Origin of the sequence: Bacillus sp. 22475, assembly GCF_052044835.1 — a bacterium.
In the GTDB taxonomy this organism is placed as follows: domain Bacteria; phylum Bacillota; class Bacilli; order Bacillales; family Bacillaceae_G; genus Bacillus_A; species Bacillus_A cereus.
Genome location: NZ_JBQENW010000002.1, coordinates 220,900 through 245,126, shown reverse-complemented (window position 1 = coordinate 245,126; position 24,227 = coordinate 220,900). Strand labels below are relative to the sequence as shown.

Sequence of the window (24,227 nt, the reverse complement as noted above, 5' to 3'; positions counted from 1 at the left end):
TTTTATAGGAAATAGGGTAGATAGTAAATAGCTGTTACAATAAAACTGAAAGCTGTAAGACTAGCAGCACCTACTGTGTAAGGGCTCCATGTCATACGAAAAGGTTTTACTTCATCTGTTTTATATATAGTGTGATCAATGTTGGCATTTTGGTTTATATTTAAAGCAATGAGCCAAATTGTACCGAATATCCCTAAACTACCAAGGAAAAAGGTCTCTATAAATGACCAACCGACCAATAAGGAAAAAAGATAAATAAGAGCTAATTCTACTACAACGGTTAAACTAATTTTCAATGTCTTCATATTTTTCCCCCTCACTCTGTAATTTCAACCAGTTTAAAAAATTTTCACGTGACACGACATGCAAAGAGCAAGTTGACTTTACTTCTTTCTCTAGTGCAGCGTGTTCGTCTGGAAACTTGTTTTCCACATGCAATGAAATATAAGGTAGTTTTTCTTGTGCTTTTAACGAGCGAATATTATTCGTTTTAGCACCAGCAAATACATAGGAAAGTTGTAAGTCTAAAAAGGCGATTTTAAAGATTTCTTTTTTAGCAGCCTCGTTATAGCCTTTTCCCCAGTACGGATAACCGAGCCAACTACCAATGTAAGATTGCTTCTTCTCATCATTAATATGTTTAAGTGTGGTGAGGCCAATTATTTCATTCTCTTCATTCACAATCATTCTCGATAAGGATTTCTTTTGATGTTCTTCTTCTATTGCGAAAAGAAGAAATGCTTTTGTGTCTTCGATGTTTTCTACCGTTATCCCTAATGCATTTTTTATATGTGGATCACTTGATAGCTCGAAAATCACATTTGTATAGCGTAAATCGAGTGGTAATAAAGTAACGTGCTGCATGGTTTATACCCCTTTTAAACTAAATGTACCATAATATACCATTAAATAATATGAATATTCAGATTCTAATTCAGACTTTAGAGAAAAATTATGTTTTTACTTCTGAAATAGACAACCTCTGCATATGGTTGTACAAATATATTCTTTTTAAGAATACGAAGTTAGTAACTGTTACGGGAGAAGGTGGAAGAATGAAACAGTGGCTAGCGGCAATGGAAACATCCGTGCTTGTTATGGGAGCACTTCGATTATTTTCAGGTAGTGCGGAGATATTTGCTGCTTTGCTTATGCTTTATGTGAATGATGCGAAGAAAGCGTTGTTTATAAATGGTATGTTAGCGTTTGTTGGACCTACCGTATTAATTTTAACAATGACAATTGGGATAGCGAGTGTAGCAAGTGAAATTTCTTTTTTGAAGCTCTTTTTTCTAGCGCTTGGAATTTGCTGTATTTTTATCGCATTACTGAAATAGTAAGTCGAGTATAGTGGGGAGAAGCCGATGAAAGAGGTATTAGAAGTTTTACCAAAAACGATGAAGTACTTAATTGAAGAATGTAAGCAATACGATGCTTTAGAGGAAATTCGTGTTCGAATTGGAAGACCGCTAGAGTGTATTGCACACGGAAAGGTGTTTTTTTATGACTATATCACTACTGCAGAGGATGCTATTTACTTATTGAATAAGTTAAGTCAATTCTCAATTTATACGATGGAAGAGGAATTAAAACGTGGGTATGTGACACTTCGCGGGGGGCATAGAATCGGATTAGCGGGAAAAGTCATTACAGAAAAAAGCGCAGTGAAAATGATTCGTGATGTCTCTTCCTTTAATATTCGTATTGCTCGTCAAAAAATAGGGATTGCTGAACCGCTTTTGCCATATTTGTATGAAAAAAGATGGTTAAACACGATGGTAATTGGCCCTCCGCAAACGGGAAAAACGACACTTTTAAGAGATGTAGCTCGTTGCATGAGTCAAGGAGTAAGTGCTTCGGAAATTCCTTCTTGTAAAGTGGGGATCGTTGATGAACGGTCAGAAATTGCTGGCTGTGTGAAAGGGATCCCGCAATATGATTTTGGTACCCGAGTCGATGTGTTAGACGCGTGTCCAAAGGCAGAAGGAATGATGATGATGATTCGTTCTATGAGTCCTGATATTTTGATCGTAGATGAAATTGGCCGTAAAGAAGATAGTGAAGCAATTATGGAGGCAGTGCATGCAGGTGTTCAGTTTTTTATAAGTGCACACGGATTTTCCTATGAGGATGTTGTGAGACGTCCATCGCTAAAGGCAGTGCTAGAGCTTGGTATATTTGATAGGTTTGTGGAGTTGTCAAAAGCGAGGGGTCCAGGAACGGTTATGCAGGTGAAAGATAAATATGGAAAACCAGTGTTATCAAGTAGAAAGGCTGAGGGCGTATGGTGAAAATATTCGGTGCAGTGTTAATCGTTGCGGTCAGCACCTTTTTCGGGTTTTCATACGCTAAAAGATATAGTGAGAGGCCGAGGCAACTTAGGTTATTAAAATCAGCACTTCAATCATTAGAAGCAGAAATTATGTATGGACACACACCTTTATCTGAGGCTGCCGAGCGATTAGTTAAACAAATGCCAAAGCCATTAAATTGGATATTTCAAAGTTTCGCCAGAAGACTACAAAGCGGGGAACAAACAGTAAGAGAAGCGTGGATAGATAGTTTGAAAGAGAACTGGAAGTTAACCGCATTTCAACAAACTGAGTATGAAATACTGCAGCAATTTGGTGAAACGCTCGGGCAACATGATCGTGAATCACAACAAAAACATATTCGCTTATGTATTACACATTTGGAGAGAGAAGAAGGAGAAGCGAAAGCATTACAACTGCAATACGAAAAAATGATTAAGAGCTTAGGGGTACTAGCAGGGCTACTTATTGTAATTTTACTGCTATAGGGGGGAGAAAGGCGATGTCCATTGATGTTGGATTAATATTTCAAATCGCCGGAATCGGCATTGTTTTAGCTTTCATTCATACTGTACTAAAAGAATTAAAGCGGGAGGATATTGCAAATTGGGTTATCCTTGTCGGTTTTGTCGTCATTTTATTTCATGTTGCATTTTTAATTAATACGCTATTTGACAAGATTAAAAGTGTCTTTCTCTTCCAGTAAAGGAGGCGGTTCGAATCGAAATTATACAAATTGTCGGATTAGGCCTCGTTGCTACGTTTTTAGCTGCTGTTTTGAATCAGCATAAATCTAGTATTACATCTTTATTTATTGTGTTCGTAGGTAGCGTGATGTTTCTTATTTTAATCGATCAAATTCATTCTATTTTACAAATGATTGAGAGAGTAGCAAGTGAAGCGAAAGTTAGTAACGTCTACGTGGAAACGTTACTAAAGATTATTGGAATTGCTTATATTGCTGAGTTTGGAGCCCAAATTACAAAAGATGCTGGTCAAGGTGCCATCGCTTCGAAAATTGAACTTGCTGGGAAAATCTTAATTCTCGTTATGGCAATTCCTATTTTGACGGTTGTAATTGAAACTATTCTCGGATTTTTACCGACGGGATAAGGGGGAGTGAATGTTGAGGAGGTTTGGAGCTAAGCTGCTATTTGCTTGCTTCCTTTTCTTTTCTTTACCGGTTGTTGTACAAGCTTCTCCTGTAGAAACAAACGTCGTTGATCAACAATTGGATAAGCTCGGAATTGAAGATGTGAAGCAATTTTGGGACGGGCTTGTTACAAAATATGGAGGCTATTTGCCAGAGAGTCAAAAAGGGAGCTTTATGGAGTTTGTAAAGGGAGAAAAAGAATTCTCTCTAAAAGAGTGGATGATAGGGTTATTAAAATATTTATTTCATGAGCTTGCTGCTAATGGAAAACTGCTTGGCACACTTATTATGCTCACAATCTTTAGTGCATTGTTGCAATCACTGCAATCCGCTTTTTCAAAAAGTAGCGTAAGTAAAATTGCTGATGCTGTTGTATATATGGTACTTATTATTTTTGCTTTAAATAGTTTTTATGTCGTTATGACATATGCAAGAGAAACGATACAAACAATGGTAGATTTCATATTAGCGTTATTGCCAATTTTGCTGGCGCTTATAGCAACTGGGGGCGGGGTTGTATCTGTATCATTTTTTCATCCGGTTATCATTTTCTTAATGAATACGAGTGGGCTTCTTATGAATTATATCGTTCTACCACTTTTATTACTGGCAACGATATTAAGTATTGTAAGTACAATGAGTGATCAATATAAAGTGACGAAATTATCCAAGCTTCTGCAAAACGTTAGCGTAGGGATTATCGGTGTCTTTTTAACAATTTTTTTAGGAGTATTATCTGTACAAGGAACAGCAACAGCTGTTGCTGATGGAATAGCTGTGAAAACTGCTAAATTTGTAACAGGAAACTTCATTCCAGTAGTTGGAAGGATGTTTACAGAAGCGGCAGATACTGTTATTAGCGCATCAGGATTATTGAAAAACACAGTCGGAATTATTGGGCTCGTCATTTTATGCTTAATTGTTGCTTTTCCAGCGATTCAAATTTTCTGTATTGCATTTATTTATAAATTCGCAGCAGCAGTATTGCAACCGGTTGGCGGCGGAGCAATTATTCAATGTTTAGACATTATTGGACGAAGCATCATTTACGTATTTGCTTGCTTAGCTATCGTATCATTTATGTTCTTTTTAAGTATTACAATTATTATTGCTGCGGGGAATATTACACTTATGATGCGGTAGGAGGTGAAGAGTATGCAATTTGTTACAGAGTGGATCAGAAATATTATCGTTTTTTTGCTCTTAGCAACAATGCTTCATCTTATTCTTCCAAATTCGAATTTGCAAAAATACGTTAAATTCGTTGTAAGTCTTTTGTTAGTCGTATTAATTTTAACGCCCCTTTTTAAACTATTGCAGACAGATGTAAATGAAGTAATTGCAAATTTTAATGAAGAAAAGTACGTAGCAGAAGGATCTGTAAAAAATTCAATAGATTCGAAGAAAAAAGAAATACAAGCTCTAACACGTGCATATAGTTTAGAAGAGATGGCTACCAAAATGAAAAAAGAAGTAGGAAAAGAGTTTGAGAAAAAATATGGTATGACTGTCTCTGAAATACAAATAGTCGCGGCAGAAAATACAGAAGAAGTAAAGTCAGCGAAAGATATTCAATCTGTTGTTGTGACGTTGAAAGAAAAAGAACGTAGTAAAAATGATGCAATCGAAACAGTAAAGCCAATTGAAATTAACACGAAAGAGCCTCCAAAAAAAGTGGAAGAAACGAATGTAGAAATGAAAGATTTCTTTTCAAGCAGGTGGCAACTAGAGGGTAAACAAATCCAAGTTCAAATGGAAGGGAGGACAGGTAGAGTAAATGGACAATAAAGATAAAAATTCGAAGTTCTCATTTTTTCGAAACTTATTGAATGGGGATCAAAAAGAAAGCAACGAGAAGGGTAAAAAGGTAACACCTAAGTTTTTACTTGTCCTACTCATACTTGGAATTTTGCTTATGTTTTCTAGTAGTCTCTTTTCAAGTAAAAAAGAAGAAGTACCTGTATTTAAAGAACAAAAAACTCAAAACCAAGAAAAAGACGTACCAACTTTCGGACAAAAAAGTAATGATAGTATGTCAAATGTAGAAAAATATGAAAAAGCGTATGAACAAGAATTAAAAACTGCTTTAGAAGAAATAGCAGGAGTAAAAGACGTAACGATTAAAGTGAATTTAGATTCATCTGAAGAAAAAATTTTAGAAAAAAATACAGTGAAACGCTCACAAACAACAGGTGAAACAGATAAAACAGGCGGTAAGAGAGAAGTAGAGGACGAGTCTCTTGATGAAAAGACTGTCATTATACGTGAAGGGGATAAAGAAACTCCTGTTGTTTTACGAACAGAGAAGCCGAAAGTACGTGGTGTTCTTGTCGTAGCAAAGGGAGTGGATAATATACAAGTTAAAGCAATGGTAAAAGAAGCTGTGATAAGGCTGCTAGATGTACCGGCCCATCGCGTTTCAGTTTCACCGAAAAATTGATAGGGAGGAAATAAAGTGTTAAAAAAACAAACAGTTTGGTTATTAACGATGTTAAGTTTAGTTGTTGTACTATCTGTGTATTACGTGACAACTCCTGACAAAATGAATACAGCATCGCCGGCAACAGGTGAAAAGATTGGACAAGAAAAACAAGGTACTGATAAAGCAGTAACAAACGAAGCGCCTAAAGAAACTCCGAAAAAAGAAAATACAAGCAAGGAAACAACAAATAAAGAAACAGACAAAAAAGAAAATGCAAAAAAAGAAACAAGTAAAAAAGAGGGCAATGTATCAGTTCAATCAAGTGATGAGAATTTCACAGCTTTACGTATGCAAATGGAAGATCAACGTAGTGAACAAAAAGCAAAATTACAAGAAGTGATGAGTTCAACAAAAGCTTCAGCAACAGAAAAGAATAAAGCGAAAGAAAATTTTGATGCCATTACGACAATGGAAACGAAGCAAGAATTACTTGAGACAGTAATTAAATCTCAAGGAGGATATCCAGATGCTCTTGTAAGAGCTGATGGTACTGACATTAGAGTAACGGTTAAAGCGGCAAAACATTCACAGAAAGAAGCAAATAAAATTATTCAACTTGTAAGAAGTGAAGGCGGATCAAAAGATGTAGGTGTGAAATTTGATCCACCAGCGAAATAAGTGAAACTTTAATCCGCAGGGATTTCCCTGCGGATTATTATCTTTTACTAAGCAAAGGGTATGCAAATAGTAAAATAGAGTATGTAAGTAAACGTGTGAATAGAAAAAAGCTATCATTTTCGATAGCTTTTTTCTATTTCGTCTTTGTAGTTATTTTTACTATGTTCAACTCGGAATGGAGAAACACGTTGTGAGTAAAAGATTAATGGTTCATGGTACTGATGATTACTTTTTCCAGATTTGACGTGGATGCAAAGAACACATGCCCAAACGATTACGGCAGGTAAAAAGAGAATGAGCCATATCATATTTCCACACCTCGACACAATATATTTTCTACACTTTGAACATACTATTCTTATATGAAGGAATGATGAACGGCGTGTAAACAAAAAAATAATATTTGGTAAAAATATGTAATTGACTATAGGTGTGGTAAAGAGTGGAGAGGGAATGGCATGTTTGCTGTGTAACGTTTTGCTAAAGTAGTGAATGTTTTTTAAGAAGTGGTCTTGCCAATTTCATGTGAAACTTGGTATTATTACTAGGTATTAAATTTTTATTGGAATAATATTTTTACAGGAGTTTCGATTTATTATAAAGAAATATAAATTGGAATGTTTAAAAAATTTATCGTAAGATGGAAATAGTAAATATTTCTATTAGTTAATGAAATATATTTTCTAATAGAATACATCGTATTTTTACAGTCAATCTAGTTTTCGTGACGAGAATCTGTAAAAACGGGACAAACAAGAGTATGGGAGTGGATTTTACATGTTTAAAATTCAAGAAGTTCGTGAATTAATTAAATTAATTGATAGCTCTAATATTGATGAATTTGAATACAAAAAAGACGGTACAACAATCAAAATGAAAAAGCGTGGTAATGAAGTTGTTGCTGTGCAAGCACCTGCAGCAAAACAAGCTATGCAACCAGTAGCGCCTGTTGAAGTTGAAACGACAGTAGCAGCAGCGCAAGCAGAAGCGCCAAAACAAGAAGAGAAGAAAACTGTTCAAGATGAAAACCTACATAAGATCACCTCACCAATGGTAGGTACATTCTATTCTTCTTCTTCACCTGATACACCTCCATATGTAAGTGTTGGGGATAGAGTATCGAAAGATTCTATCGTATGTATTGTCGAGGCTATGAAGTTATTTAACGAAATTGATGCTGATGTAGAGGGCGAAATTGTTGAAATTCTTGTTAATAACGGACAGCTTGTTGAGTATGGACAACCGCTATTTCTTGTAAAAGCGTAATAAGGGAGTCTTTGTGATGATAAAAAAAGTATTAATAGCCAATCGTGGGGAAATTGCTGTACGAATTATTCGTGCTTGTAAAGAAATGGATATTGAAACAGTTGCAATTTATTCAGAAGCAGATAAAGAGTCACTTCACGTACAGATTGCAGACGAGGCGTATTGTGTAGGACCAACGATTTCGAAAGAAAGCTATTTAAATTTGACGAACATTATTAGCGTTGCGAAGTTAACAGGCTGCGATGCTATTCATCCGGGATACGGATTTTTAGCAGAGAATGCAGATTTCGCAGAGTTATGCCGTGAATGTAACTTGATTTTTATTGGTCCAAGTCCAGAAGCTATTTCAAAGATGGGCACAAAAGACGTTGCTCGTGATACAATGAAAGAAGCAGGGGTTCCGATTGTACCAGGTTCACAAGGGATTATTAAAAATACCGAAGAAGCGATCGAGCTTGCTAATCAAATTGGATATCCAGTTATTATTAAAGCGACTGCAGGTGGCGGCGGAAAAGGTATTCGTGTTGCACGCCATGAAGAAGAGCTTATAAAAGGAATTCAAATTACACAGCAAGAAGCTAGTACCGCTTTTGGGAACCCTGGTGTATACTTAGAAAAGTACGTTGAAGATTTCCGCCATGTTGAGATTCAAATAATGGCAGATACACACGGAAATGCCATTCATTTAGGAGAGCGTGATTGTACAATTCAGCGCCGTTTGCAAAAACTATTAGAAGAAAGTCCATCACCTGCACTTGATGAAGATATTCGCAAGCAGATGGGTGAAGCGGCAGTTAAAGCGGCGGTAGCGGTTGATTATACAGGTGCTGGTACGGTTGAGTTTATTTATGAATATAAAACGAAAACCTTTTATTTCATGGAGATGAATACGAGAATTCAGGTTGAGCATCCGGTTACTGAAATGGTAACGGGAATGGACTTAATTAAAGAACAAATTCTTGTTGCTTCAGGAGAAAAGTTATCGTTACAGCAAGAAGAAGTACAATTTAATGGTTGGGCAATTGAATGTCGAATTAATGCGGAAAACCCTGCCAAAAAATTTATGCCATCTCCAGGTAAAGTAGAAATGTACTTACCACCAGGAGGATTTGGTATTCGCGTCGATTCAGCTGTATATCCGGGATATTCAATCCCACCTTTCTATGATTCGATGGTTGCTAAATTAATTGTTCACGGAAAAACACGTGAAGAGGCAATTGCAAAAATGAAGCGCGCACTTAGTGAATTTGTCATTGAAGGCGTACATACAACAATCCCGTTCCATTTGCAATTGCTAGATCATCCTGATTTTGTAAAAGGTGAGTTTAATACGAAATTTTTGGAAGAGCATGAACTTGTGACGCAGTGATACATTAAAGGAGGTTTTTTTCATGGCTGAACATATGTTAGATATGGGTCAAGATACAACTCTTGGTAAAGTAGAAATTGCACCAGAAGTAATTGAAGTAATTGCAGGTATTGCAGCTGCTGAAGTAGAAGGTGTAGCGGCAATGCGCGGTAATTTTGCTACAGATGTTGTTGAGAAGTTAGGTAAGAAAAATCATGGTAAAGGTGTAAAGGTTGAATTAGCAAACGAAGATATTATCGTTGACCTTTATGTTGTAATGTATTTTGGTGTAGCAATTCCAGTTGTTGCACAAAAGATTCAAGACAATATTCGCCAAGCACTCTTTACAATGACAGGACTTGAGCCAAAAGAAGTGAATGTTCACATCGTTGGCGTAACATTCGAAACACAAAAAACAGAAATCGAACCAGTGTAAGAATGAAAAGGTGCCTAGTAACATAGGCATCTTTTTTATCGTTTCATTTCTTCACAAATTACAACCCTCTAATTATTATACTATTTCAAAAAATAAGAAATAAACAAGAAAATGTGTCGTTTTTCCAAAAAACGTACATTGTGATAAGATATGGAACTTGAAGTTAATCTTTTTATTATTTTTCAGCCTTGTAACCCGTGTGTGAAACGATAAATTGTGTTATTATCATTGTATTATAAGGTTGGAAAATCAATGAAAACTGTAAGAGTAAGTGAATTGACGGCTTATAAATTATAATAATATAACAAAGTATAAGGAAAGACTTGAAGCATAAAGGAGAGTTACAATGAAACGTAGGACGGCTAGAGAAAGAGCAATGCAAGCATTATACCAAATGGATATTACAGGTGAATTAGAACCGAAAGTAGCAGTGGAAAACACGCTAGATGAAGGCGAAGAAACAAATGAGTTTCTAGAGTCACTTGTAGTAGGTTTTGTAGAAAATAAAGAAGCAATCGATGAAGCGATTCGTCAAAACTTAAAAAAGTGGAAGCTTGAGCGTATTAGTATTGTTGATCGCAGTATTTTACGTGTAGCTGTGTATGAAATGAAATACATGGAAGAAATTCCACACAACGTAACAATTAACGAAGCAATTGAAATTGCTAAAACATTTGGGGATGAGGAATCTCGTCGTTTTATTAACGGCGTTTTATCTAATATAAAAGATACACTGTAAATTCTTTAAGGGGGAATCTTAAAATGGTAGCAGTAATCATCAAAGGAAATGAAGTTGCGGAGAAAAAACGAGCACAATTAACAGAAGAAGTTGTGAAGTTGAAAGAGCAAGGTATTGTACCAGGATTAGCAGTTATTTTAGTTGGAGAAGATCCAGCATCTCGTTCTTATGTGAAAGGAAAAGAAAAAGGCTGTGAACAAGTAGGGATTTACTCAGAGCTAATTGAACTTCCTGAAACAATTACTGAGGAACGTTTGCTTGCTGAAATCGATCGCTTAAATGGCGATGACCGTATTAATGGCATATTAGTGCAATTACCTTTACCAAAACATATTGAAGAAAAAGCTATCATTGAAAGAATTTCACCAGAAAAGGATGTAGACGGATTTCACCCAATCAGCGTGGGACGTATGATGACGGGACAAGATACATTCCTTCCATGTACACCGCATGGTATTGTAGAATTAGTAAAAGAAACAAATCTTGATATTTCTGGAAAACATGTAGTAGTAATTGGAAGAAGTAATATTGTCGGTAAACCAGTGGGGCAATTGTTTTTAAATGAAAATGCAACTGTCACATATTGTCATTCTAAGACGCAAAATATGAAAGAGTTATCGAAGTTAGCTGATATTTTAATCGTAGCTGTTGGACGACCTAAAATGATAACAGCGGATTATATTAAAGAAGGAGCGGTTGTAATTGACGTTGGTGTTAACCGTTTAGAAACAGGAAAACTTTGTGGTGATGTTGACTTTGACAACGTGTTAGATGTTGCGGGTTACATTACACCTGTGCCAAAGGGTGTTGGTCCAATGACAATCACAATGCTTCTTCATAATACTGTTGAATCTGCCAAACGTGCAGGTGTCGTTTGTAAATAATTTGAGTCGGCTATGAGGAGAGAGAAATGGAGAAGCAATATTTAACCGTTACAGCGTTAACACGCTATATAAAAACAAAAATAGAATATGATCCGCATTTGCAGTCTGTTTGGTTAAAAGGTGAAATTTCCAACTTTAAAAATCATAGCCGTGGCCACATGTATTTTACATTGAAAGATGCAAATGCAAGAATCGCAGCGGTTATGTTTGCGGGTCATAATCGTAATATTAAATTCAAACCTGAAAATGGGATGAAGGTACTCGTGAAAGGGAAAATCTCTGTTTACGAGGCGAGTGGTTCTTATCAAATTTATATTCAAGACATGCAGCCTGACGGAGTCGGAAATTTACATTTAGCGTACGAACAGTTAAAAGTTCGCTTAGAAGAAGAAGGACTTTTTTCTCAAGTTTATAAAAAAGCAATTCCTCCTTACGCTAAAACGATAGGTGTGATTACGTCGCCAACAGGAGCAGCGATTCGTGATATTATAACAACGATTAAACGTCGTTATCCAATTGGGAATGTTATTGTATTTCCGGTACTTGTACAAGGGGAGTCAGCGGCTCCCTCGATTGTACAAGCGATTCGTACAGCGAATGAAATGGGAGAGATAGATGTACTAATCGTTGGTCGTGGTGGAGGTTCTATTGAGGAATTATGGGCTTTCAATGAGGAAATGGTTGCAAGAGCAATCTTTAAGAGTGAAATTCCTATTATTTCGGCAGTAGGCCATGAAACGGATTTTACAATCGCAGATTTTGTTGCAGATTTACGCGCGCCAACACCGACTGCAGCAGCTGAGCTAGCAGCACCTAATATTATAGAGTTACAAGAAAAGGTATTACAAAGAACTCTGAGATTGCAAAGAGCAATGAAAGAGTTAGTACATAAAAAAGAAGAAAAACTACAAGTGTTGCAAAAATCGTATGCGTTCCGTTATCCAAGACAAGTATATGAGCAAAAGGAAGAGCAATTAGATAGAGCGCTAGAACAGCTTGTTTTAGCGAAAGAGCGCTATATTGATAAAAAGGTGAATCAGTTAAAGCAACTTTCATTTTATTTAGAGAAGCACCACCCATCTCAAAAAATTATTCAAACGAAGGTAGCTGTTGAAACGTTGCAAAAGCAATTACAACGTGAAATGCAAACGTTACTTCAAACGAAAGAATTTGCCTTTGTAAGAGCTGCTCAAAAACTTGAAGCGTTAAGTCCGCTTAAAGTAATGATGAGAGGGTACGGGCTTGTATATGATGAAGAGAAGCAAGTGTTAAAAAGTGTGAAAGATGTAAGCCTTGGAGATGCTGTTTCAGTTCAATTACAAGATGGAATACTAGATTGTAGCGTATCAGGCATAGAGGAGCGTGAATTGAATAATGGAAAATAAATTAAGCTTTGAAGAGGCGATTTCGCAACTTGAGCATCTTGTTTCTAAGCTAGAACAAGGTGACGTACCTTTAGAAGAAGCGATTTCTTATTTTAAAGAGGGTATGGAATTATCTAAGCTTTGTGATGAGAAGTTGAAGAATGTACAAGAACAAATGGCAGTTATTCTTGGGGAAGATGGAGAGCTTGAACCGTTTACTGCTTTAGGAGATGAAGCATAGTGACGATTGCTTTTGATACTTTTTTGAAGGGAAATAAAACTTTCGTAGAAGAGAAACTTGTAAGCTATGCAAATGAATTACAATGTCCAAATGTACTTCGTGAAGCGATGGCATATTCTTTAGAAGCGGGTGGAAAACGTCTCCGCCCGTTACTTTTGTTTGCAACATTACAAGCGTTTGGGAAAGAAAGAAATCTTGGAGTAGGTGCAGCTTGTGCTCTTGAAATGATTCATACATATTCGTTAGTTCATGACGATTTACCTTGTATGGATAATGATGATTTAAGAAGAGGAAAGCCCACAAATCACAAAGTATTTGGTGAAGCGATGGCAGTTTTAGCAGGAGATGGCTTATTGACGTATGCTTTTCAAGTTATTATGGCATATGAGCAAAAAGAAATTTCTGCCGAAAAAAAAGTAAGACTTGTACTTGAACTTGCAAAAGCAGCAGGACCAGAAGGAATGGTTGGCGGACAAGTGGCAGATATGGAAGCTGAAGGGAAACGCCTTACGATTGGTGAATTGGAGTACATCCATAAACATAAGACCGGAAAACTGCTTGAATTTGCTGTACTTGCGGGTGCGATACTTTCTGATGCGACAGAAGAGCAAGAAGAAAAGTTACTTACGTTTGCTAAATATATCGGTCTAGCTTTCCAAATTCGAGATGATATTTTAGATGTCGAAGGCACCGAAGAAGAGATTGGAAAACCGATTGGTAGCGATCTTTCTAATGAAAAGAGCACATATACGACGTTGTTTACTGTAGATAGAGCAAAGGATATTTTAGAAGAAACAATTGCAGAAGCAAAAGGTGCGATTAGCTCCTTGCAATTACAAGATGAATATTTACTATCTATTTGCGATTTGATTGCAAAACGTAATAACTAATATAACAGCGTTTTCATTTGTTGAGTCATTCATCATTTTATGATATAAATGTAGGAAAAGGTTTTTCTTTTCTTGTTATTGGCAAAAATATATGTAGATTACATTGCCGTTATCACTTCGTGTTAGCGGCTATTTTTTTCATCGCCTAAAGAAATATGGTTTATAATAGGATTAAGGCGCAATAGACTGGTTAATAGCGGGACAAGACGAAAAATAGAAAAGAGAATTTCTTGTTTTGTGTAAATGTTTTTTATAATATTTGACATGTTGACAGATTATGAAATGAAAGTGAGTGATCCATGTGGATCTAACGCAAATTCAAAACCCTAGTTTTTTGAAAGATATGTCTATCAGTGAACTAGAGGGATTGAGTGAGGATATTCGTAAGTTTTTAATTGAAGAGCTCTCTCAAACAGGTGGACATATTGCACCTAATTTAGGTGTAGTAGAACTCACAATTGCTCTGCACAAATTATTTGATAGCCCGCAAGATAAATTTTTATGGGATGTAGGACATCAATCCTATGTACATAAAATTTTAACTGGACGCGCGAAAGAGTTTGGTACATTAAGGCAATATCAAGGTCTATGTGGTTTCCCGAAACGTTGCGAGAGTGAGCATGATGTATGGGAAACTGGTCATAGCTCGACTTCGTTATCGGCTGCAATGGGAATGGCTCTGGCACGTGATTTAAAGAAAACGAAAGAATATGTTATACCAATTATTGGAGATGGTGCTTTAACAGGTGGAATGGCTTTAGAGGCATTGAACCATATTGGACATGAAAAAACAGACATGATTGTTATTTTGAATGATAATGAAATGTCAATTGCACCAAACGTTGGTGCGCTTCATAATGTACTCGGTCGTTTACGTACCGCAGGAAAATATCACTGGGTAAAAGATGAATTAGAGTATATATTAAAGAAAATCCCAGCAGTTGGCGGGAAAGTGGCTGCGACAGCAGAGAAAATAAAAGATAGTCTTAAATATTTACTAGTATCTGGTGTCTTTTTCGAAGAGTTAGGCTTTACATATTTAGGTCCAGTCGATGGGCATGATTATGAAAAGTTATTCGAAACGTTGCAATATGCAAAGAAAACAAAAGGCCCAGTACTTGTTCACGTTATTACGAAAAAAGGAAAAGGTTATAAACCGGCTGAGAGTGACGTTATTGGAACTTGGCATGGAACAGGACCTTATAAAATTGAATCAGGTGACTTCGTTAAGCCAAAAGAAGTTGCACCAGCATGGAGTGCTGTCGTTAGTGAAACAGTACTTAAGCTAGCGAGAGCGGATGAGCGTATCGTAGCAATTACACCTGCAATGCCTGTTGGATCAAAACTTGAGAAATTCCAAAAAGAATTCCCAGATCGTATGATTGATGTAGGTATTGCAGAACAGCACGCTACAACAATGGCAGCAGGTATGGCAACGCAAGGAATGAAGCCATTCTTAGCAATTTATTCGACATTTTTACAAAGAGCATATGACCAAGTTGTTCATGATATATGCCGCCAAAATTTAAATGTTTTCATCGGAATAGATCGCTCGGGATTAGTAGGAGCAGATGGTGAAACGCATCAAGGCGTATTTGATATCTCATTCTTACGTCACTTGCCGAATATGGTGCTTATGATGCCGAAAGATGAAAATGAAGGGCAACATTTAGTTTATACGGCGATGCAATATGAAGATGGACCAATCGCATTGCGTTATGCGCGTGGTAATGGACTTGGCGTTCATATGGATGAAGAATTAAAGGCGATTCCAATCGGTACGTGGGAGACGTTAAAAGAGGGTACACAAGCAGCTATTTTAACGTTTGGTACGACAATACCAATGGCAATGGAAGCAGCTGAGTGTCTTGAAAAAGCTGGGGTTTCAGTGAAAGTAGTGAATGCTCGCTTTATTAAACCAATGGATGAAGCATATTTACATGATCTTCTAGGGAAGAATATACCGATTTTAACGATTGAAGAAGCTTGTTTAATCGGTGGTTTTGGAACAGGAGTAGTTGAATTTGCATCTGAAAATGGTTACCATAGTGCATTAGTTGAACGAATGGGTATTCCAGACCGCTTCATAGAGCACGGAAGTGTAACAAAATTATTAGAAGAAATTGGTTTAACGACAGATGCTGTTGTAGACCGTATTCATACAATGATTCCATCAAAACAAAAAAGGGCGTAACAAATGAGCGTAAAAAAAGAAAGAGTAGATGTACTATTAGTAGAGCGAGGACTTATAGAAACGCGTGAGAAAGCAAAGCGCGCCATTATGGCCGGACTCGTATATGCAAATGAGATGAGACTTGATAAGCCAGGAGAGAAAATCTCGCAAGATACTGAGATTACGGTGAAGGGACAAGTTATGCCGTATGTAAGTCGTGGTGGTTATAAACTTGAAAAGGCATTAGAGACATTTCATCTTGATTTACAAGATAAAGTTATGATAGATATTGGTTCATCAACTGGTGGCTTTACAGATTGCGCGCTTCAAAATGGAGCGAAATTATCTTATGCATTAGATGTAGGATACAATCAGCTAGCGTGGAAATTACGTCAAGATGAGCGTGTTGTTGTAATGGAACGAACAAACTTCCGTTACGTGACACAAGCAGACTTAGAACGTGGTTTACCTCAATTTGCAAGTATTGATGTTTCATTTATATCATTAAAGCTTATACTGCCGGTTTTAAAAACAATGCTTATGCCTAACGGAGATGTAGCAGCGTTAATTAAACCGCAGTTTGAAGCTGGAAGAGAGCAAGTTGGGAAAAAAGGTATCGTTCGTGATAGAAAAGTACATGAAGCTGTTGTAGAAATGATTGTCGATTTTGCTTTAAAAGAGGGCTATGATGTGGAAGGTTTAACATTCTCACCAATTACGGGTGGGGATGGTAATATTGAATTTTTAATTCATCTGAAATGGCATGGTGAACGTGAGAATGGCGAAAATCATTCTCCGATTTCTATAGAGCAAGTTGTTACAGAAGCGCATGACGTTCTAAAACAAAAAGGGAAAGGGGAATAACATATGTTGTTCCTCTTTTTGTTGTAATTGTATAATGATTGTAAAAACAATTGTGTACAAGAAACGAATTATAAGTTAACATAAATAAGTGAAGTATACCAATGTTTAAACTATGGTAAGAGATAGTGTGAGGTGCAAATGTATGAATAAAGGTCAGCGCCATATTAAAATCAGGGAAATTATTGCAAACAAAGAAATTGAAACACAAGATGAATTAGTTGATATTTTACGTAATGAGGGATTTAATGTAACGCAAGCAACAGTATCGCGCGATATTAAAGAACTGCACTTAGTGAAGGTGCCATTACATGATGGGCGCTATAAATATAGCTTGCCAGCAGATCAACGATTTAACCCGTTACAAAAATTAAAACGAAATCTAGTGGATTCATTTGTAAAATTAGACACGGCAGGACATATGCTTGTGCTAAAAACATTGCCTGGTAACGCTCATTCACTTGGAGCACTTATTGATCATTTAGAGTGGGATGAGATCATCGGAACCATCTGTGGTGATGATACTTGCTTAATTATTTGCCGTACACCTGACGATACAGGTGTTGTCTCTGATCGTTTCTTAAATATGTTGTAACAAAAAATCTTGTTTGCTTTCCATCGTAAAGTGGGAAGTGAACAAGATATTTTTATTGGTCAAAAATATGATTTTTCAATTGTAATATAATATTTTGTTTGCATAAAGTTAGAAAATAGATGGATTGACCCGTAAAACAAATGTTTGGTACAATGAAGCGGGTTAGAAGAGTATATACATACAAATATATAGCATGATTATTTGAATGAAGAACTGAGAAAATCCTTTAGTAAGGGATTATTTTATAACGAGGTGAATGGGGCATTGTTATCGGAATTATCGATTAGAAACTTTGCTATTATTGAAGCATTAAATATTTCTTTTCAAAAAGGTTTAACGGTTTTAAGCGGTGAAACAGGGGCCGGAAAATCGATTATTATTGATGCGATTAGTTTACTTGTAGGTGGCCGTGGGTCAGCAGAATTTGTTCGCTATGGAACAGAAAAGGCTGAGATTGAAGGGCTGTTTTATGTTGAAGATGATAAGCATCCATGTATTGAAAAGGCAGAAGAGTTAGATATAGAAATAGAAGATGGCATGATTATTTTGAAGCGTGATATTGCTGCGAACGGGAAGAGTGTATGTCGTGTAAATGGGAAGCTTGTTACACTTAGCATATTAAAAGAAATTGGGAAAACACTTGTTGATATTCATGGACAGCACGAAACGCAAGATTTAATGAATGAAGAACGACATCTGTTTATGCTTGATCACTTTGATGGGGATCGAATCGTTAAACAATTAGACATATATCAAAACGTATACGCTGACTATGAAAAATTAAAAAAACAATTGAAATCGTTAAGTGAAAATGAACAACAAATGGCACATCGCTTAGATTTAATTCAATTTCAGCATGAAGAAATTCGCAAAGCTGATTTAAAGATGGATGAAGAAAATGAATTAACTGAGGAACGATTGCAAATTTCTAATTTTGAAAAGATTTATAAAGCATTAGGTGATGCATATCGTTCATTGAGTGCTGACGGACAAGGATTAGATAATGTAAGAAGCGCAATGGGACAAATGGAAAGTATTACACATTTAGATGAAATGTATCAAGAGAATCATGATTCAATTGCAAATAGCTATTACTTATTAGAAGAGGTTGCATATCAACTGAGAGAAAAGCTCGATATGATGGAATATGATCCAAATCGTTTAGATGAAATCGAAACACGTTTGAATGAAATTCGTATGCTAAAGAGAAAATATGGAAATACTGTAGAAGAGATTTTAGCGTATGCAGATAAAATTGAACAAGAAATATTTACAATTGAAAATAAAGACGTTCATATTGAAACGACGAAGAAACAATTGAAGGAATTAGAAAGTGTTATTCTGAAAGAAGCAACGTTGTTAAGTAATATGCGTCATGAGCTTGCAGAACACCTTACAAATGCAATTCATCAGGAATTAAAAGAATTATATATGGAAAAAACGAAATTTGAAGTGAGAATTATGAAGAGAGAAGGAAATGCAGAAGAGCCCCTTGTGGAAGGTGCACCGGTAAGACTTACGGCGGATGGTTACGATCATGTGGAATTTTATATTTCGACGAACCCAGGAGAGCCGCTAAAACCACTTTCAAAGGTTGCATCTGGCGGAGAGTTATCTCGTATCATTTTAGCTTTAAAAAGCATTTTTTCTAAGCATCAAGGGGTTGCATCTGTTATTTTTGATGAAGTGGATACGGGTGTAAGTGGCCGGGTCGCACAGGCTATTGCTGAAAAAATTTATCGAGTATCAGTAAACTCGCAAGTACTTTGTATTACGCACTTACCTCAAGTAGCTTCAATGGCAGATTCGCATTTATTTATTCGAAAACAAGTAGCGAATGATCGGACAATTACATCAGTTACTGTTTTAACTATGGAGGATAAAGTAACAGAAATAGCTCGAATGATTTCTGGTGTGGAAATCACAGATTTAACGACGGAGCATGCGAAAGAATTACTTACGCAAGCGCATCATTTTAAACAGACAGCAGAGGCTATCCAGTAATGGATAGCTTTTTTTCTCAAATGACGATTTCTTAATTCTTCCGGTTATAAATAAAGCACTGCAAGGAGAGATTAAAAAGTGAAGCCAAGAGGCTGAATGTGGGGTAGGAGCGAGGAGAGTGAACAAGTTGAAATTAGAAAAATTTCGAAAAATAATAGGTCTTTGTCTCCTTGTTTCTTTAGTTTTTATTGGATGTTTTAAACCGCTTCGAACGTTTATTTCATCACCGAAACAACTTGTTGTTTTTGAAGGACAACAATCAGAAATATCATCATTACCAGTTTTCAAAGCTTCATCCACAAATCGTCATGTATTTACAGTGAGTTCGAATGAACAAAAACAAGGACTTATGGTAAATTCTCATCAAAATGGTGAAGCTGATATGGTATTTCAGCTTGCGGGTTTTCCAGTGAAAAAAGTAAATGTGAAAGTGTTAAAAGATTTTAAAGTGATTCCAGGTGGACAATCAATTGGTGTGAAATTAAATACAAAAGGTGTACTTGTTGTAGGCCATCATTTAATTCAAACTGAAAAAGGTAAAATATCTCCTGGTGAAACAGCAGGTGTACAAATTGGAGATATGATTACTGAAATTAATGGTAAAACAATTGAAAGAATGAGTGATGTAGCACCGTTTATTCATAATAGTGGAGAAACAGGTGAACCGCTTAATCTTGTATTGTTAAGAGATGGAAAATATATTCGTACGAAGCTAACTCCACAAAAAGACAACGGTGAATCGTCTTATCGAATTGGCTTGTATATCCGTGATTCGGCAGCTGGAATTGGAACGATGACATTTGTTCATCCAGATTCTATGAAATATGGGGCACTTGGTCATGTTATTTCTGATAATGATACGAAAAAGCCGATTCAAGTCGAAGATGGACAAATTATGCGCTCGACAGTTACATCAATTGAAAGAGGTAGTCATGGGAATCCAGGGGAGAAATTAGCAAGATTCTCACCAGACCGTGAAGTGATTGGCAATATTACAATTAATAGTCCATATGGTATTTTTGGAAAATTAAATACGAATATGAAAAACGGTATAATGGATAAAGCAATGCCTATCGCATTATCTCATCAAGTAAAAGAAGGACCGGCAAAAATATTAACAGTTATTGATCAAGATAAAGTGGAAGCGTTTGATATTGAAGTTGTTAGTACAGTGCAGCAAAAATTCCCAGCTACAAAGGGTATGGTAATAAAAGTAACAGATAAACGTCTATTAGCGAAAACGGGCGGTATCGTACAAGGAATGAGTGGAAGTCCAATTGTACAAAATGGAAAAGTAATTGGTGCTGTTACACATGTATTTGTAAATGATCCAACATCAGGATATGGTGTTCATATTGAATGGATGTTACATCAAGCTGGAATTAATATTTATGATCAAGAGAAAAAAGCGAGCTAATATATATTATTAGCTCGCTTTTTCTGTTGAAAAATTCGTTGAAATTTTGTAAAAGCTCCGCAAGAGGTGTTTTTTGTTGTAAAATAAAAGGAAAGGGTTGAACGTTTCGTTGTATTTCTATGATGGAATGTGTTGCGAAAGGGAATAAATGAACGATAAACATATTTTTTTGTGATTTTATCGGAAAGTAAGAAACTTTAAAAGGGAATTTTCACACAATTGTCGAACAATTCATGTAGCCTAGAAGGATACACATGTCGGAGAATCGATTCGGTAAGGGAGGAAAAGCTGTGGAGAAAATTAAAGTATGTCTTGTGGATGATAATAAAGAACTAGTATCAATGTTAGAGAGCTATGTAGCCGCTCAAGATGATATGGAAGTAATCGGTACTGCTTATAATGGTCAAGAGTGTTTAAACTTATTAACAGATAAGCAACCTGATGTACTCGTTTTAGACATTATTATGCCACACTTAGATGGTTTAGCTGTATTGGAGAAAATGCGACATATTGAAAGGTTAAAACAGCCTAGCGTAATTATGTTGACAGCATTTGGCCAAGAAGATGTGACGAAAAAAGCAGTTGACTTAGGTGCCTCATATTTCATATTAAAACCATTTGATATGGAGAATTTAACGAGTCATATTCGTCAAGTGAGTGGTAAAGCAAACGCTATGATTAAGCGTCCACTACCATCATTCCGATCAGCAACAACAGTAGATGGAAAACCGAAAAACTTAGATGCGAGTATTACGAGTATCATTCATGAAATTGGTGTACCCGCTCATATTAAAGGATATATGTATTTACGAGAAGCAATCTCCATGGTATACAATGATATCGAATTATTAGGATCGATTACGAAAGTATTGTATCCAGATATCGCAAAGAAATATAATACCACAGCAAGCCGTGTGGAGCGAGCAATTCGTCACGCAATTGAAGTAGCTTGGAGCCGTGGGAATATTGATTCTATTTCGTCCTTATTCGGTTATACAGTATCCATGTCAAAAGCAAAACCTACGAACTCTGAGTTTATCGCAATGGTTGCGGATAAGCTGAGACTTGAACATAAAGCTAGCTGAGAGTAGAAGTAGCAATGGGTTTTCGTTTTAGTAAAACCGATGTATGCTGGAACTCTATGCTCGATATTAATTTTTAAACCAATAAACTTTTTAATGAAAGACCAATGAATGTTATGATTCGTTGGTCTTTTTATTTTGTTGAGAAAAAGAGATTATTTGATATTATGGAAAATAAAACCTATTTTTAGTAATATTACATGTAATTGAGTTTTTTATAAGGCAATAAAATAGATATAGATAGGGAGAAGGGGAATGGAAAATAAAATTTCAACTTGGCTAGGAATAGTAGTAGCTATGGGAGTTCTTGCTATTGCAATTACATTTGGAATGTTAGAACTTGCAGATAATCCAGTAGATAAAGAAGTGAGCGCTCAAATAGATAAAAAAGAAGACCAAATAATAGTAGGTAGAGAGGTAGATGGGGTCTTTGTTGATGTGTATGTTACTGAAAATTCTACTGAAAGAGAAGTCATTACAGCGATGCATCGTATGACTCATCAAAAAGTGGTGGCAGAACGAAAATCGGGCTCTATCCCAATGATTCAAAATAATGCTAAAAAATTAAAAGAAATTATAAATAAGAGTAGTTTTGCGAAGAAAAATGAGCTTTTAGCAATTGCTGATAGATGGGTGAAAAAAGATTTTAGTAAAATTGTAGAAGATCACAATTATTTCTCGGATGCTCAAGAAGATAGCGTTTGTAAAGCAACTAGAGCAATGGATGCGTTAGAAGAGCAACATTATATTTTAACTACATTCGGGGAGGAAAAGGCGAAAGAACTATACGAATCAGGGGATGCTCCGCACGTTCAATAAAAAATAATATAAAGGGTTTCTAGTTTTGTATTATCGTGTTTTAAGGATGCAATGGGGAGTTATAAATAAATAGTCTGCTTTCTTTATGACTTGTAACAAAAAAGAAAAGACGTAATTCATTATTATATGATGAAGGAACGGCTAAATGGCACCGAAGTACATCTATTAAAGAATTTTAGTAGGGAAAGTATCCATGGTATAATGGAGGGAAATAAAAAGCCCTGCAAAACAGGACTGTATTACTCTTCGTCTTTATTTTGTTTTTCTAATTCAACTAGCTTTTGAATTAAAATGTGCTGCGGCATATGCATGAGTTGTTCAAGTGGAACACCTAGTGCTTTTGATAAGCGGACTGCAGTATCTGGAGAAATTTGTAATGGTCTCATAGAAGTACCTCCTTTTTCGTATAGTATAGCATAAGATTGGGGGAGTGAGGATGACTCTTATATTTGCACATCGTGGTGCGGCTGGAACGTACCCAGAAAATACAATGATTTCATTTGAAGCGGCTGAGTCTTTTAGAGCGGATGGAATTGAACTTGATGTTCAATTAACGAAAGATGGAAAAGTTGTCGTCATTCATGATGAAACGGTGGACCGGACAACAAATGGAAAAGGTGCGGTTCGGAATTATGTATATGAGGACTTATGCAAGTTAGATGCAAGTTATAAATTTGGTGATAAAGTAGGGTTTTGTAAAATACCACTTTTAGAAGAGGTATTAGAATGGCTTGAACGAACGAGTTTGCTACTTAATATTGAACTTAAAAATAATAAAATTCCATACAGAGGTTTAGAGGAAGAAGTTATAACGCTTGTACGGAAATTTAGTTTAGAGGATCGCGTTATATTTTCTTCGTTTAATCACTACAGTATGAAACGGTGCCATATGATGGCTCCTGATATTCAAACAGCAATTTTATATCGCGAAGGTTTGCATAGTCCGTGGGCATACGCGAAAAAAATGGGGGCTACAGCAGTACATCCGAATTATCGTTACCTTCAAGATGCTATTGCTGAACTAACGATGGAAAGTGGTGTAGAGGTTCGCCCTTATACAATTAATGAAGAAACGCTTATGCGTAAATATTTTGATATGGATATATCGGCGATTATTACTGATTACCCTGAAACGGCAAGAACGTTATTGCCGATAAAAAAATGAGACCGCGTGTAACGGTCTCATTTTTTTATTTATAAATAGTGGGGCCTTCCTATCTTCTAAAGCGAGCCTGTACTTTATTTCGTTTACGGTCTCGGTGTACGACGAAGCCACCAAAAATATAAAACCCGAGCCCGAAGCAGAGAGCGCCGATTAAAAATTGTAACCACAGTATAGAGATTGGTGGAAATAGAATCCCGAATACAGTATCTCTCATTAACTTTATACCAAACACAGCTAATGAAATAGGGATGAGTGCTAATAGTAGAGCAACGTAACGCTGCATACATAACGCCCCTTTTCAGATTATTTCGTATATTTCAATGATGTTATACGGAAAGGGGGTTTGTCAAGAGGTTGCTGAACGAGTAAGATAAAGGT

The 24,227-nt window shown here is 36.2% G+C and carries 30 protein-coding genes; 25 read left to right on the top strand and 5 right to left on the bottom strand.

What is annotated here, in order from left to right; genetic code table 11:
* Positions 1 to 2 precede the first annotated feature (2 nt).
* Together ACTJJY_RS04590 and ACTJJY_RS04585 are read right to left on the bottom strand one after the other, a co-directional pair.
* Positions 3 to 305 (bottom strand): hypothetical protein, encoded by a 303-nt coding sequence (locus ACTJJY_RS04590; protein ID WP_440605091.1) that lies wholly within the window; start codon positions 303 to 305, stop codon positions 3 to 5.
* The gene (locus ACTJJY_RS04585; RefSeq protein ID WP_440605090.1) at positions 286 to 864 is read right to left on the bottom strand and encodes a GNAT family N-acetyltransferase; all 579 of its coding nucleotides are present in this window, start codon (positions 862 to 864) and stop codon (positions 286 to 288) included. Before ACTJJY_RS04585 ends, ACTJJY_RS04590 begins: the two co-directional genes overlap by 20 nt.
* Before the next feature lie 191 nt (positions 865 to 1,055).
* Here ACTJJY_RS04585 and ACTJJY_RS04580 point away from each other — a divergent pair, with 191 nt between their 5' ends.
* Genes ACTJJY_RS04580 through ACTJJY_RS04540 form a run of 9 tightly spaced genes read left to right on the top strand, consistent with a single transcriptional unit; the run spans position 1,056 to position 6,565 of the window.
* The gene (locus ACTJJY_RS04580) at positions 1,056 to 1,337 is read left to right on the top strand and encodes a YqhV family protein (RefSeq protein WP_000816050.1); all 282 of its coding nucleotides are present in this window, start codon (positions 1,056 to 1,058) and stop codon (positions 1,335 to 1,337) included.
* Between the two features lie 27 nt (positions 1,338 to 1,364).
* Positions 1,365 to 2,291 (top strand): stage III sporulation protein AA, encoded by a 927-nt coding sequence (gene spoIIIAA / locus ACTJJY_RS04575; RefSeq protein WP_440605089.1) that lies wholly within the window; start codon positions 1,365 to 1,367, stop codon positions 2,289 to 2,291.
* Positions 2,285 to 2,800: a stage III sporulation protein SpoIIIAB gene (gene spoIIIAB / locus ACTJJY_RS04570; protein ID WP_000238703.1), complete on the top strand. Its 516-nt coding sequence runs from the start codon at positions 2,285 to 2,287 to the stop codon at positions 2,798 to 2,800. The genes spoIIIAA and spoIIIAB overlap by 7 nt, the downstream gene beginning before the upstream one ends.
* Positions 2,801 to 2,814: 14 nt before the next feature.
* Positions 2,815 to 3,018 (top strand): stage III sporulation protein AC, encoded by a 204-nt coding sequence (gene spoIIIAC / locus ACTJJY_RS04565; protein WP_000020914.1) that lies wholly within the window; start codon positions 2,815 to 2,817, stop codon positions 3,016 to 3,018.
* Between the two features lie 23 nt (positions 3,019 to 3,041).
* Positions 3,042 to 3,425: a stage III sporulation protein AD gene (spoIIIAD, locus tag ACTJJY_RS04560; RefSeq protein ID WP_077393170.1), complete on the top strand. Its 384-nt coding sequence runs from the start codon at positions 3,042 to 3,044 to the stop codon at positions 3,423 to 3,425.
* Between the two features lie 10 nt (positions 3,426 to 3,435).
* Positions 3,436 to 4,608: a stage III sporulation protein AE gene (gene spoIIIAE / locus ACTJJY_RS04555; protein WP_000946113.1), complete on the top strand. Its 1,173-nt coding sequence runs from the start codon at positions 3,436 to 3,438 to the stop codon at positions 4,606 to 4,608.
* Between the two features lie 12 nt (positions 4,609 to 4,620).
* Positions 4,621 to 5,253 (top strand): stage III sporulation protein AF, encoded by a 633-nt coding sequence (gene spoIIIAF / locus ACTJJY_RS04550; RefSeq protein WP_001161037.1) that lies wholly within the window; start codon positions 4,621 to 4,623, stop codon positions 5,251 to 5,253.
* Positions 5,243 to 5,905, top strand: a complete 663-nt coding sequence (gene spoIIIAG / locus ACTJJY_RS04545; protein ID WP_000368890.1) for a stage III sporulation protein AG — start codon at positions 5,243 to 5,245, stop codon at positions 5,903 to 5,905. Before spoIIIAF ends, spoIIIAG begins: the two co-directional genes overlap by 11 nt.
* Before the next feature lie 15 nt (positions 5,906 to 5,920).
* Complete coding sequence (locus ACTJJY_RS04540) at positions 5,921 to 6,565, top strand: SpoIIIAH-like family protein (protein ID WP_000914710.1); 645 nt, start codon at positions 5,921 to 5,923, stop codon at positions 6,563 to 6,565.
* Positions 6,566 to 6,678: 113 nt separating this feature from the next.
* Here ACTJJY_RS04540 and ACTJJY_RS04535 read toward each other — a convergent pair whose 3' ends face one another.
* On the bottom strand, positions 6,679 to 6,873 hold the full coding sequence (locus tag ACTJJY_RS04535) for a hypothetical protein (protein WP_002000935.1): 195 nt from the start codon (positions 6,871 to 6,873) through the stop codon (positions 6,679 to 6,681).
* A 469-nt stretch (positions 6,874 to 7,342) separates the two neighbouring features.
* Here ACTJJY_RS04535 and accB point away from each other — a divergent pair, with 469 nt between their 5' ends.
* The 15 genes from accB to ACTJJY_RS04460 all read left to right on the top strand — a co-directional run bounded on the left by accB (position 7,343) and on the right by ACTJJY_RS04460 (position 22,684).
* On the top strand, positions 7,343 to 7,831 hold the full coding sequence (accB, locus tag ACTJJY_RS04530; RefSeq protein ID WP_000472863.1) for an acetyl-CoA carboxylase biotin carboxyl carrier protein: 489 nt from the start codon (positions 7,343 to 7,345) through the stop codon (positions 7,829 to 7,831).
* Between the two features lie 16 nt (positions 7,832 to 7,847).
* Positions 7,848 to 9,200: an acetyl-CoA carboxylase biotin carboxylase subunit gene (gene accC, locus ACTJJY_RS04525; protein ID WP_000592870.1), complete on the top strand. Its 1,353-nt coding sequence runs from the start codon at positions 7,848 to 7,850 to the stop codon at positions 9,198 to 9,200.
* Positions 9,201 to 9,222: 22 nt separating this feature from the next.
* Positions 9,223 to 9,615 carry an Asp23/Gls24 family envelope stress response protein gene (locus tag ACTJJY_RS04520; RefSeq protein ID WP_000807630.1) on the top strand — a complete coding sequence of 131 codons (393 nt, stop codon included), beginning with the start codon at positions 9,223 to 9,225 and terminating at the stop codon, positions 9,613 to 9,615.
* A 346-nt stretch (positions 9,616 to 9,961) separates the two neighbouring features.
* Complete coding sequence (gene nusB, locus ACTJJY_RS04515; RefSeq protein ID WP_000830247.1) at positions 9,962 to 10,354, top strand: N utilization substance protein NusB; 393 nt, start codon at positions 9,962 to 9,964, stop codon at positions 10,352 to 10,354.
* A gap of 23 nt (positions 10,355 to 10,377) precedes the next feature.
* On the top strand, positions 10,378 to 11,238 hold the full coding sequence (folD, locus tag ACTJJY_RS04510; protein ID WP_000226732.1) for a bifunctional methylenetetrahydrofolate dehydrogenase/methenyltetrahydrofolate cyclohydrolase FolD: 861 nt from the start codon (positions 10,378 to 10,380) through the stop codon (positions 11,236 to 11,238).
* Between the two features lie 26 nt (positions 11,239 to 11,264).
* On the top strand, positions 11,265 to 12,623 hold the full coding sequence (xseA, locus tag ACTJJY_RS04505) for an exodeoxyribonuclease VII large subunit (RefSeq protein ID WP_440605088.1): 1,359 nt from the start codon (positions 11,265 to 11,267) through the stop codon (positions 12,621 to 12,623).
* Positions 12,613 to 12,843: an exodeoxyribonuclease VII small subunit gene (gene xseB / locus ACTJJY_RS04500; protein WP_000428423.1), complete on the top strand. Its 231-nt coding sequence runs from the start codon at positions 12,613 to 12,615 to the stop codon at positions 12,841 to 12,843. The genes xseA and xseB overlap by 11 nt, the downstream gene beginning before the upstream one ends.
* A complete protein-coding gene (gene ispA, locus ACTJJY_RS04495; RefSeq protein ID WP_440605087.1) occupies positions 12,843 to 13,733 on the top strand; it encodes a (2E,6E)-farnesyl diphosphate synthase in 891 nt (296 codons plus the stop codon). Before xseB ends, ispA begins: the two co-directional genes overlap by 1 nt.
* A 301-nt stretch (positions 13,734 to 14,034) precedes the next feature.
* The gene (gene dxs, locus ACTJJY_RS04490; RefSeq protein WP_061884562.1) at positions 14,035 to 15,927 is read left to right on the top strand and encodes a 1-deoxy-D-xylulose-5-phosphate synthase; all 1,893 of its coding nucleotides are present in this window, start codon (positions 14,035 to 14,037) and stop codon (positions 15,925 to 15,927) included.
* A gap of 3 nt (positions 15,928 to 15,930) precedes the next feature.
* Positions 15,931 to 16,770, top strand: a complete 840-nt coding sequence (locus ACTJJY_RS04485) for a TlyA family RNA methyltransferase (RefSeq protein ID WP_440605086.1) — start codon at positions 15,931 to 15,933, stop codon at positions 16,768 to 16,770.
* A gap of 142 nt (positions 16,771 to 16,912) precedes the next feature.
* Complete coding sequence (argR, locus tag ACTJJY_RS04480; protein ID WP_001032580.1) at positions 16,913 to 17,362, top strand: arginine repressor ArgR; 450 nt, start codon at positions 16,913 to 16,915, stop codon at positions 17,360 to 17,362.
* A 264-nt stretch (positions 17,363 to 17,626) separates the two neighbouring features.
* The gene (recN, locus tag ACTJJY_RS04475; protein WP_000947734.1) at positions 17,627 to 19,366 is read left to right on the top strand and encodes a DNA repair protein RecN; all 1,740 of its coding nucleotides are present in this window, start codon (positions 17,627 to 17,629) and stop codon (positions 19,364 to 19,366) included.
* A 118-nt stretch (positions 19,367 to 19,484) separates the two neighbouring features.
* Positions 19,485 to 20,783 (top strand): SpoIVB peptidase, encoded by a 1,299-nt coding sequence (gene spoIVB / locus ACTJJY_RS04470; protein ID WP_002000940.1) that lies wholly within the window; start codon positions 19,485 to 19,487, stop codon positions 20,781 to 20,783.
* 290 nt (positions 20,784 to 21,073) lie between these two features.
* Complete coding sequence (gene spo0A, locus ACTJJY_RS04465) at positions 21,074 to 21,868, top strand: sporulation transcription factor Spo0A (RefSeq protein WP_011110369.1); 795 nt, start codon at positions 21,074 to 21,076, stop codon at positions 21,866 to 21,868.
* A gap of 252 nt (positions 21,869 to 22,120) precedes the next feature.
* Positions 22,121 to 22,684, top strand: coding sequence for a PRK06770 family protein (locus ACTJJY_RS04460; RefSeq protein WP_440605085.1), 564 nt, complete (start codon positions 22,121 to 22,123; stop codon positions 22,682 to 22,684).
* A 239-nt stretch (positions 22,685 to 22,923) separates the two neighbouring features.
* Here the strand turns inward: ACTJJY_RS04460 and ACTJJY_RS04455 are convergent, their stop codons facing one another.
* Positions 22,924 to 23,070 carry a YycC family protein gene (locus tag ACTJJY_RS04455; protein WP_001247671.1) on the bottom strand — a complete coding sequence of 49 codons (147 nt, stop codon included), beginning with the start codon at positions 23,068 to 23,070 and terminating at the stop codon, positions 22,924 to 22,926.
* A 50-nt stretch (positions 23,071 to 23,120) separates the two neighbouring features.
* Here ACTJJY_RS04455 and ACTJJY_RS04450 point away from each other — a divergent pair, with 50 nt between their 5' ends.
* Positions 23,121 to 23,849 carry a glycerophosphodiester phosphodiesterase gene (locus ACTJJY_RS04450; RefSeq protein ID WP_440605084.1) on the top strand — a complete coding sequence of 243 codons (729 nt, stop codon included), beginning with the start codon at positions 23,121 to 23,123 and terminating at the stop codon, positions 23,847 to 23,849.
* A 49-nt stretch (positions 23,850 to 23,898) separates the two neighbouring features.
* Here the strand turns inward: ACTJJY_RS04450 and ACTJJY_RS04445 are convergent, their stop codons facing one another.
* Positions 23,899 to 24,132 (bottom strand): DUF2627 domain-containing protein, encoded by a 234-nt coding sequence (locus ACTJJY_RS04445; RefSeq protein WP_001190212.1) that lies wholly within the window; start codon positions 24,130 to 24,132, stop codon positions 23,899 to 23,901.
* Positions 24,133 to 24,227: the final 95 nt, after the last annotated feature.

What these genes read in the sequence shown, in the direction of transcription:
- ACTJJY_RS04460 (WP_440605085.1), top strand. Translation starts at nt 22,121, where the DNA reads ATGGAAAATAAAATTTCAACTTGGCTAGGAATAGTAGTAGCTATGGGA.
- ACTJJY_RS04455 (WP_001247671.1), bottom strand. Translation starts at nt 23,070, where the DNA reads ATGAGACCATTACAAATTTCTCCAGATACTGCAGTCCGCTTATCAAAA.
- ACTJJY_RS04590 (WP_440605091.1), bottom strand. Translation starts at nt 305, where the DNA reads ATGAAGACATTGAAAATTAGTTTAACCGTTGTAGTAGAATTAGCTCTT.
- spoIIIAE (WP_000946113.1), top strand. Translation starts at nt 3,436, where the DNA reads ATGTTGAGGAGGTTTGGAGCTAAGCTGCTATTTGCTTGCTTCCTTTTC.
- ACTJJY_RS04585 (WP_440605090.1), bottom strand. Translation starts at nt 864, where the DNA reads ATGCAGCACGTTACTTTATTACCACTCGATTTACGCTATACAAATGTG.
- spoIIIAC (WP_000020914.1), top strand. Translation starts at nt 2,815, where the DNA reads ATGTCCATTGATGTTGGATTAATATTTCAAATCGCCGGAATCGGCATT.
- spoIIIAA (WP_440605089.1), top strand. Translation starts at nt 1,365, where the DNA reads ATGAAAGAGGTATTAGAAGTTTTACCAAAAACGATGAAGTACTTAATT.
- argR (WP_001032580.1), top strand. Translation starts at nt 16,913, where the DNA reads ATGAATAAAGGTCAGCGCCATATTAAAATCAGGGAAATTATTGCAAAC.
- spoIIIAG (WP_000368890.1), top strand. Translation starts at nt 5,243, where the DNA reads ATGGACAATAAAGATAAAAATTCGAAGTTCTCATTTTTTCGAAACTTA.
- accB (WP_000472863.1), top strand. Translation starts at nt 7,343, where the DNA reads ATGTTTAAAATTCAAGAAGTTCGTGAATTAATTAAATTAATTGATAGC.
- ACTJJY_RS04580 (WP_000816050.1), top strand. Translation starts at nt 1,056, where the DNA reads ATGAAACAGTGGCTAGCGGCAATGGAAACATCCGTGCTTGTTATGGGA.
- xseA (WP_440605088.1), top strand. Translation starts at nt 11,265, where the DNA reads ATGGAGAAGCAATATTTAACCGTTACAGCGTTAACACGCTATATAAAA.
- ACTJJY_RS04445 (WP_001190212.1), bottom strand. Translation starts at nt 24,132, where the DNA reads ATGCAGCGTTACGTTGCTCTACTATTAGCACTCATCCCTATTTCATTA.
- spoIIIAB (WP_000238703.1), top strand. Translation starts at nt 2,285, where the DNA reads ATGGTGAAAATATTCGGTGCAGTGTTAATCGTTGCGGTCAGCACCTTT.
- ACTJJY_RS04450 (WP_440605084.1), top strand. Translation starts at nt 23,121, where the DNA reads ATGACTCTTATATTTGCACATCGTGGTGCGGCTGGAACGTACCCAGAA.
- accC (WP_000592870.1), top strand. Translation starts at nt 7,848, where the DNA reads ATGATAAAAAAAGTATTAATAGCCAATCGTGGGGAAATTGCTGTACGA.
- ACTJJY_RS04520 (WP_000807630.1), top strand. Translation starts at nt 9,223, where the DNA reads ATGGCTGAACATATGTTAGATATGGGTCAAGATACAACTCTTGGTAAA.
- folD (WP_000226732.1), top strand. Translation starts at nt 10,378, where the DNA reads ATGGTAGCAGTAATCATCAAAGGAAATGAAGTTGCGGAGAAAAAACGA.
- ACTJJY_RS04535 (WP_002000935.1), bottom strand. Translation starts at nt 6,873, where the DNA reads ATGATATGGCTCATTCTCTTTTTACCTGCCGTAATCGTTTGGGCATGT.
- spoIIIAF (WP_001161037.1), top strand. Translation starts at nt 4,621, where the DNA reads ATGCAATTTGTTACAGAGTGGATCAGAAATATTATCGTTTTTTTGCTC.
- ACTJJY_RS04485 (WP_440605086.1), top strand. Translation starts at nt 15,931, where the DNA reads ATGAGCGTAAAAAAAGAAAGAGTAGATGTACTATTAGTAGAGCGAGGA.
- nusB (WP_000830247.1), top strand. Translation starts at nt 9,962, where the DNA reads ATGAAACGTAGGACGGCTAGAGAAAGAGCAATGCAAGCATTATACCAA.
- xseB (WP_000428423.1), top strand. Translation starts at nt 12,613, where the DNA reads ATGGAAAATAAATTAAGCTTTGAAGAGGCGATTTCGCAACTTGAGCAT.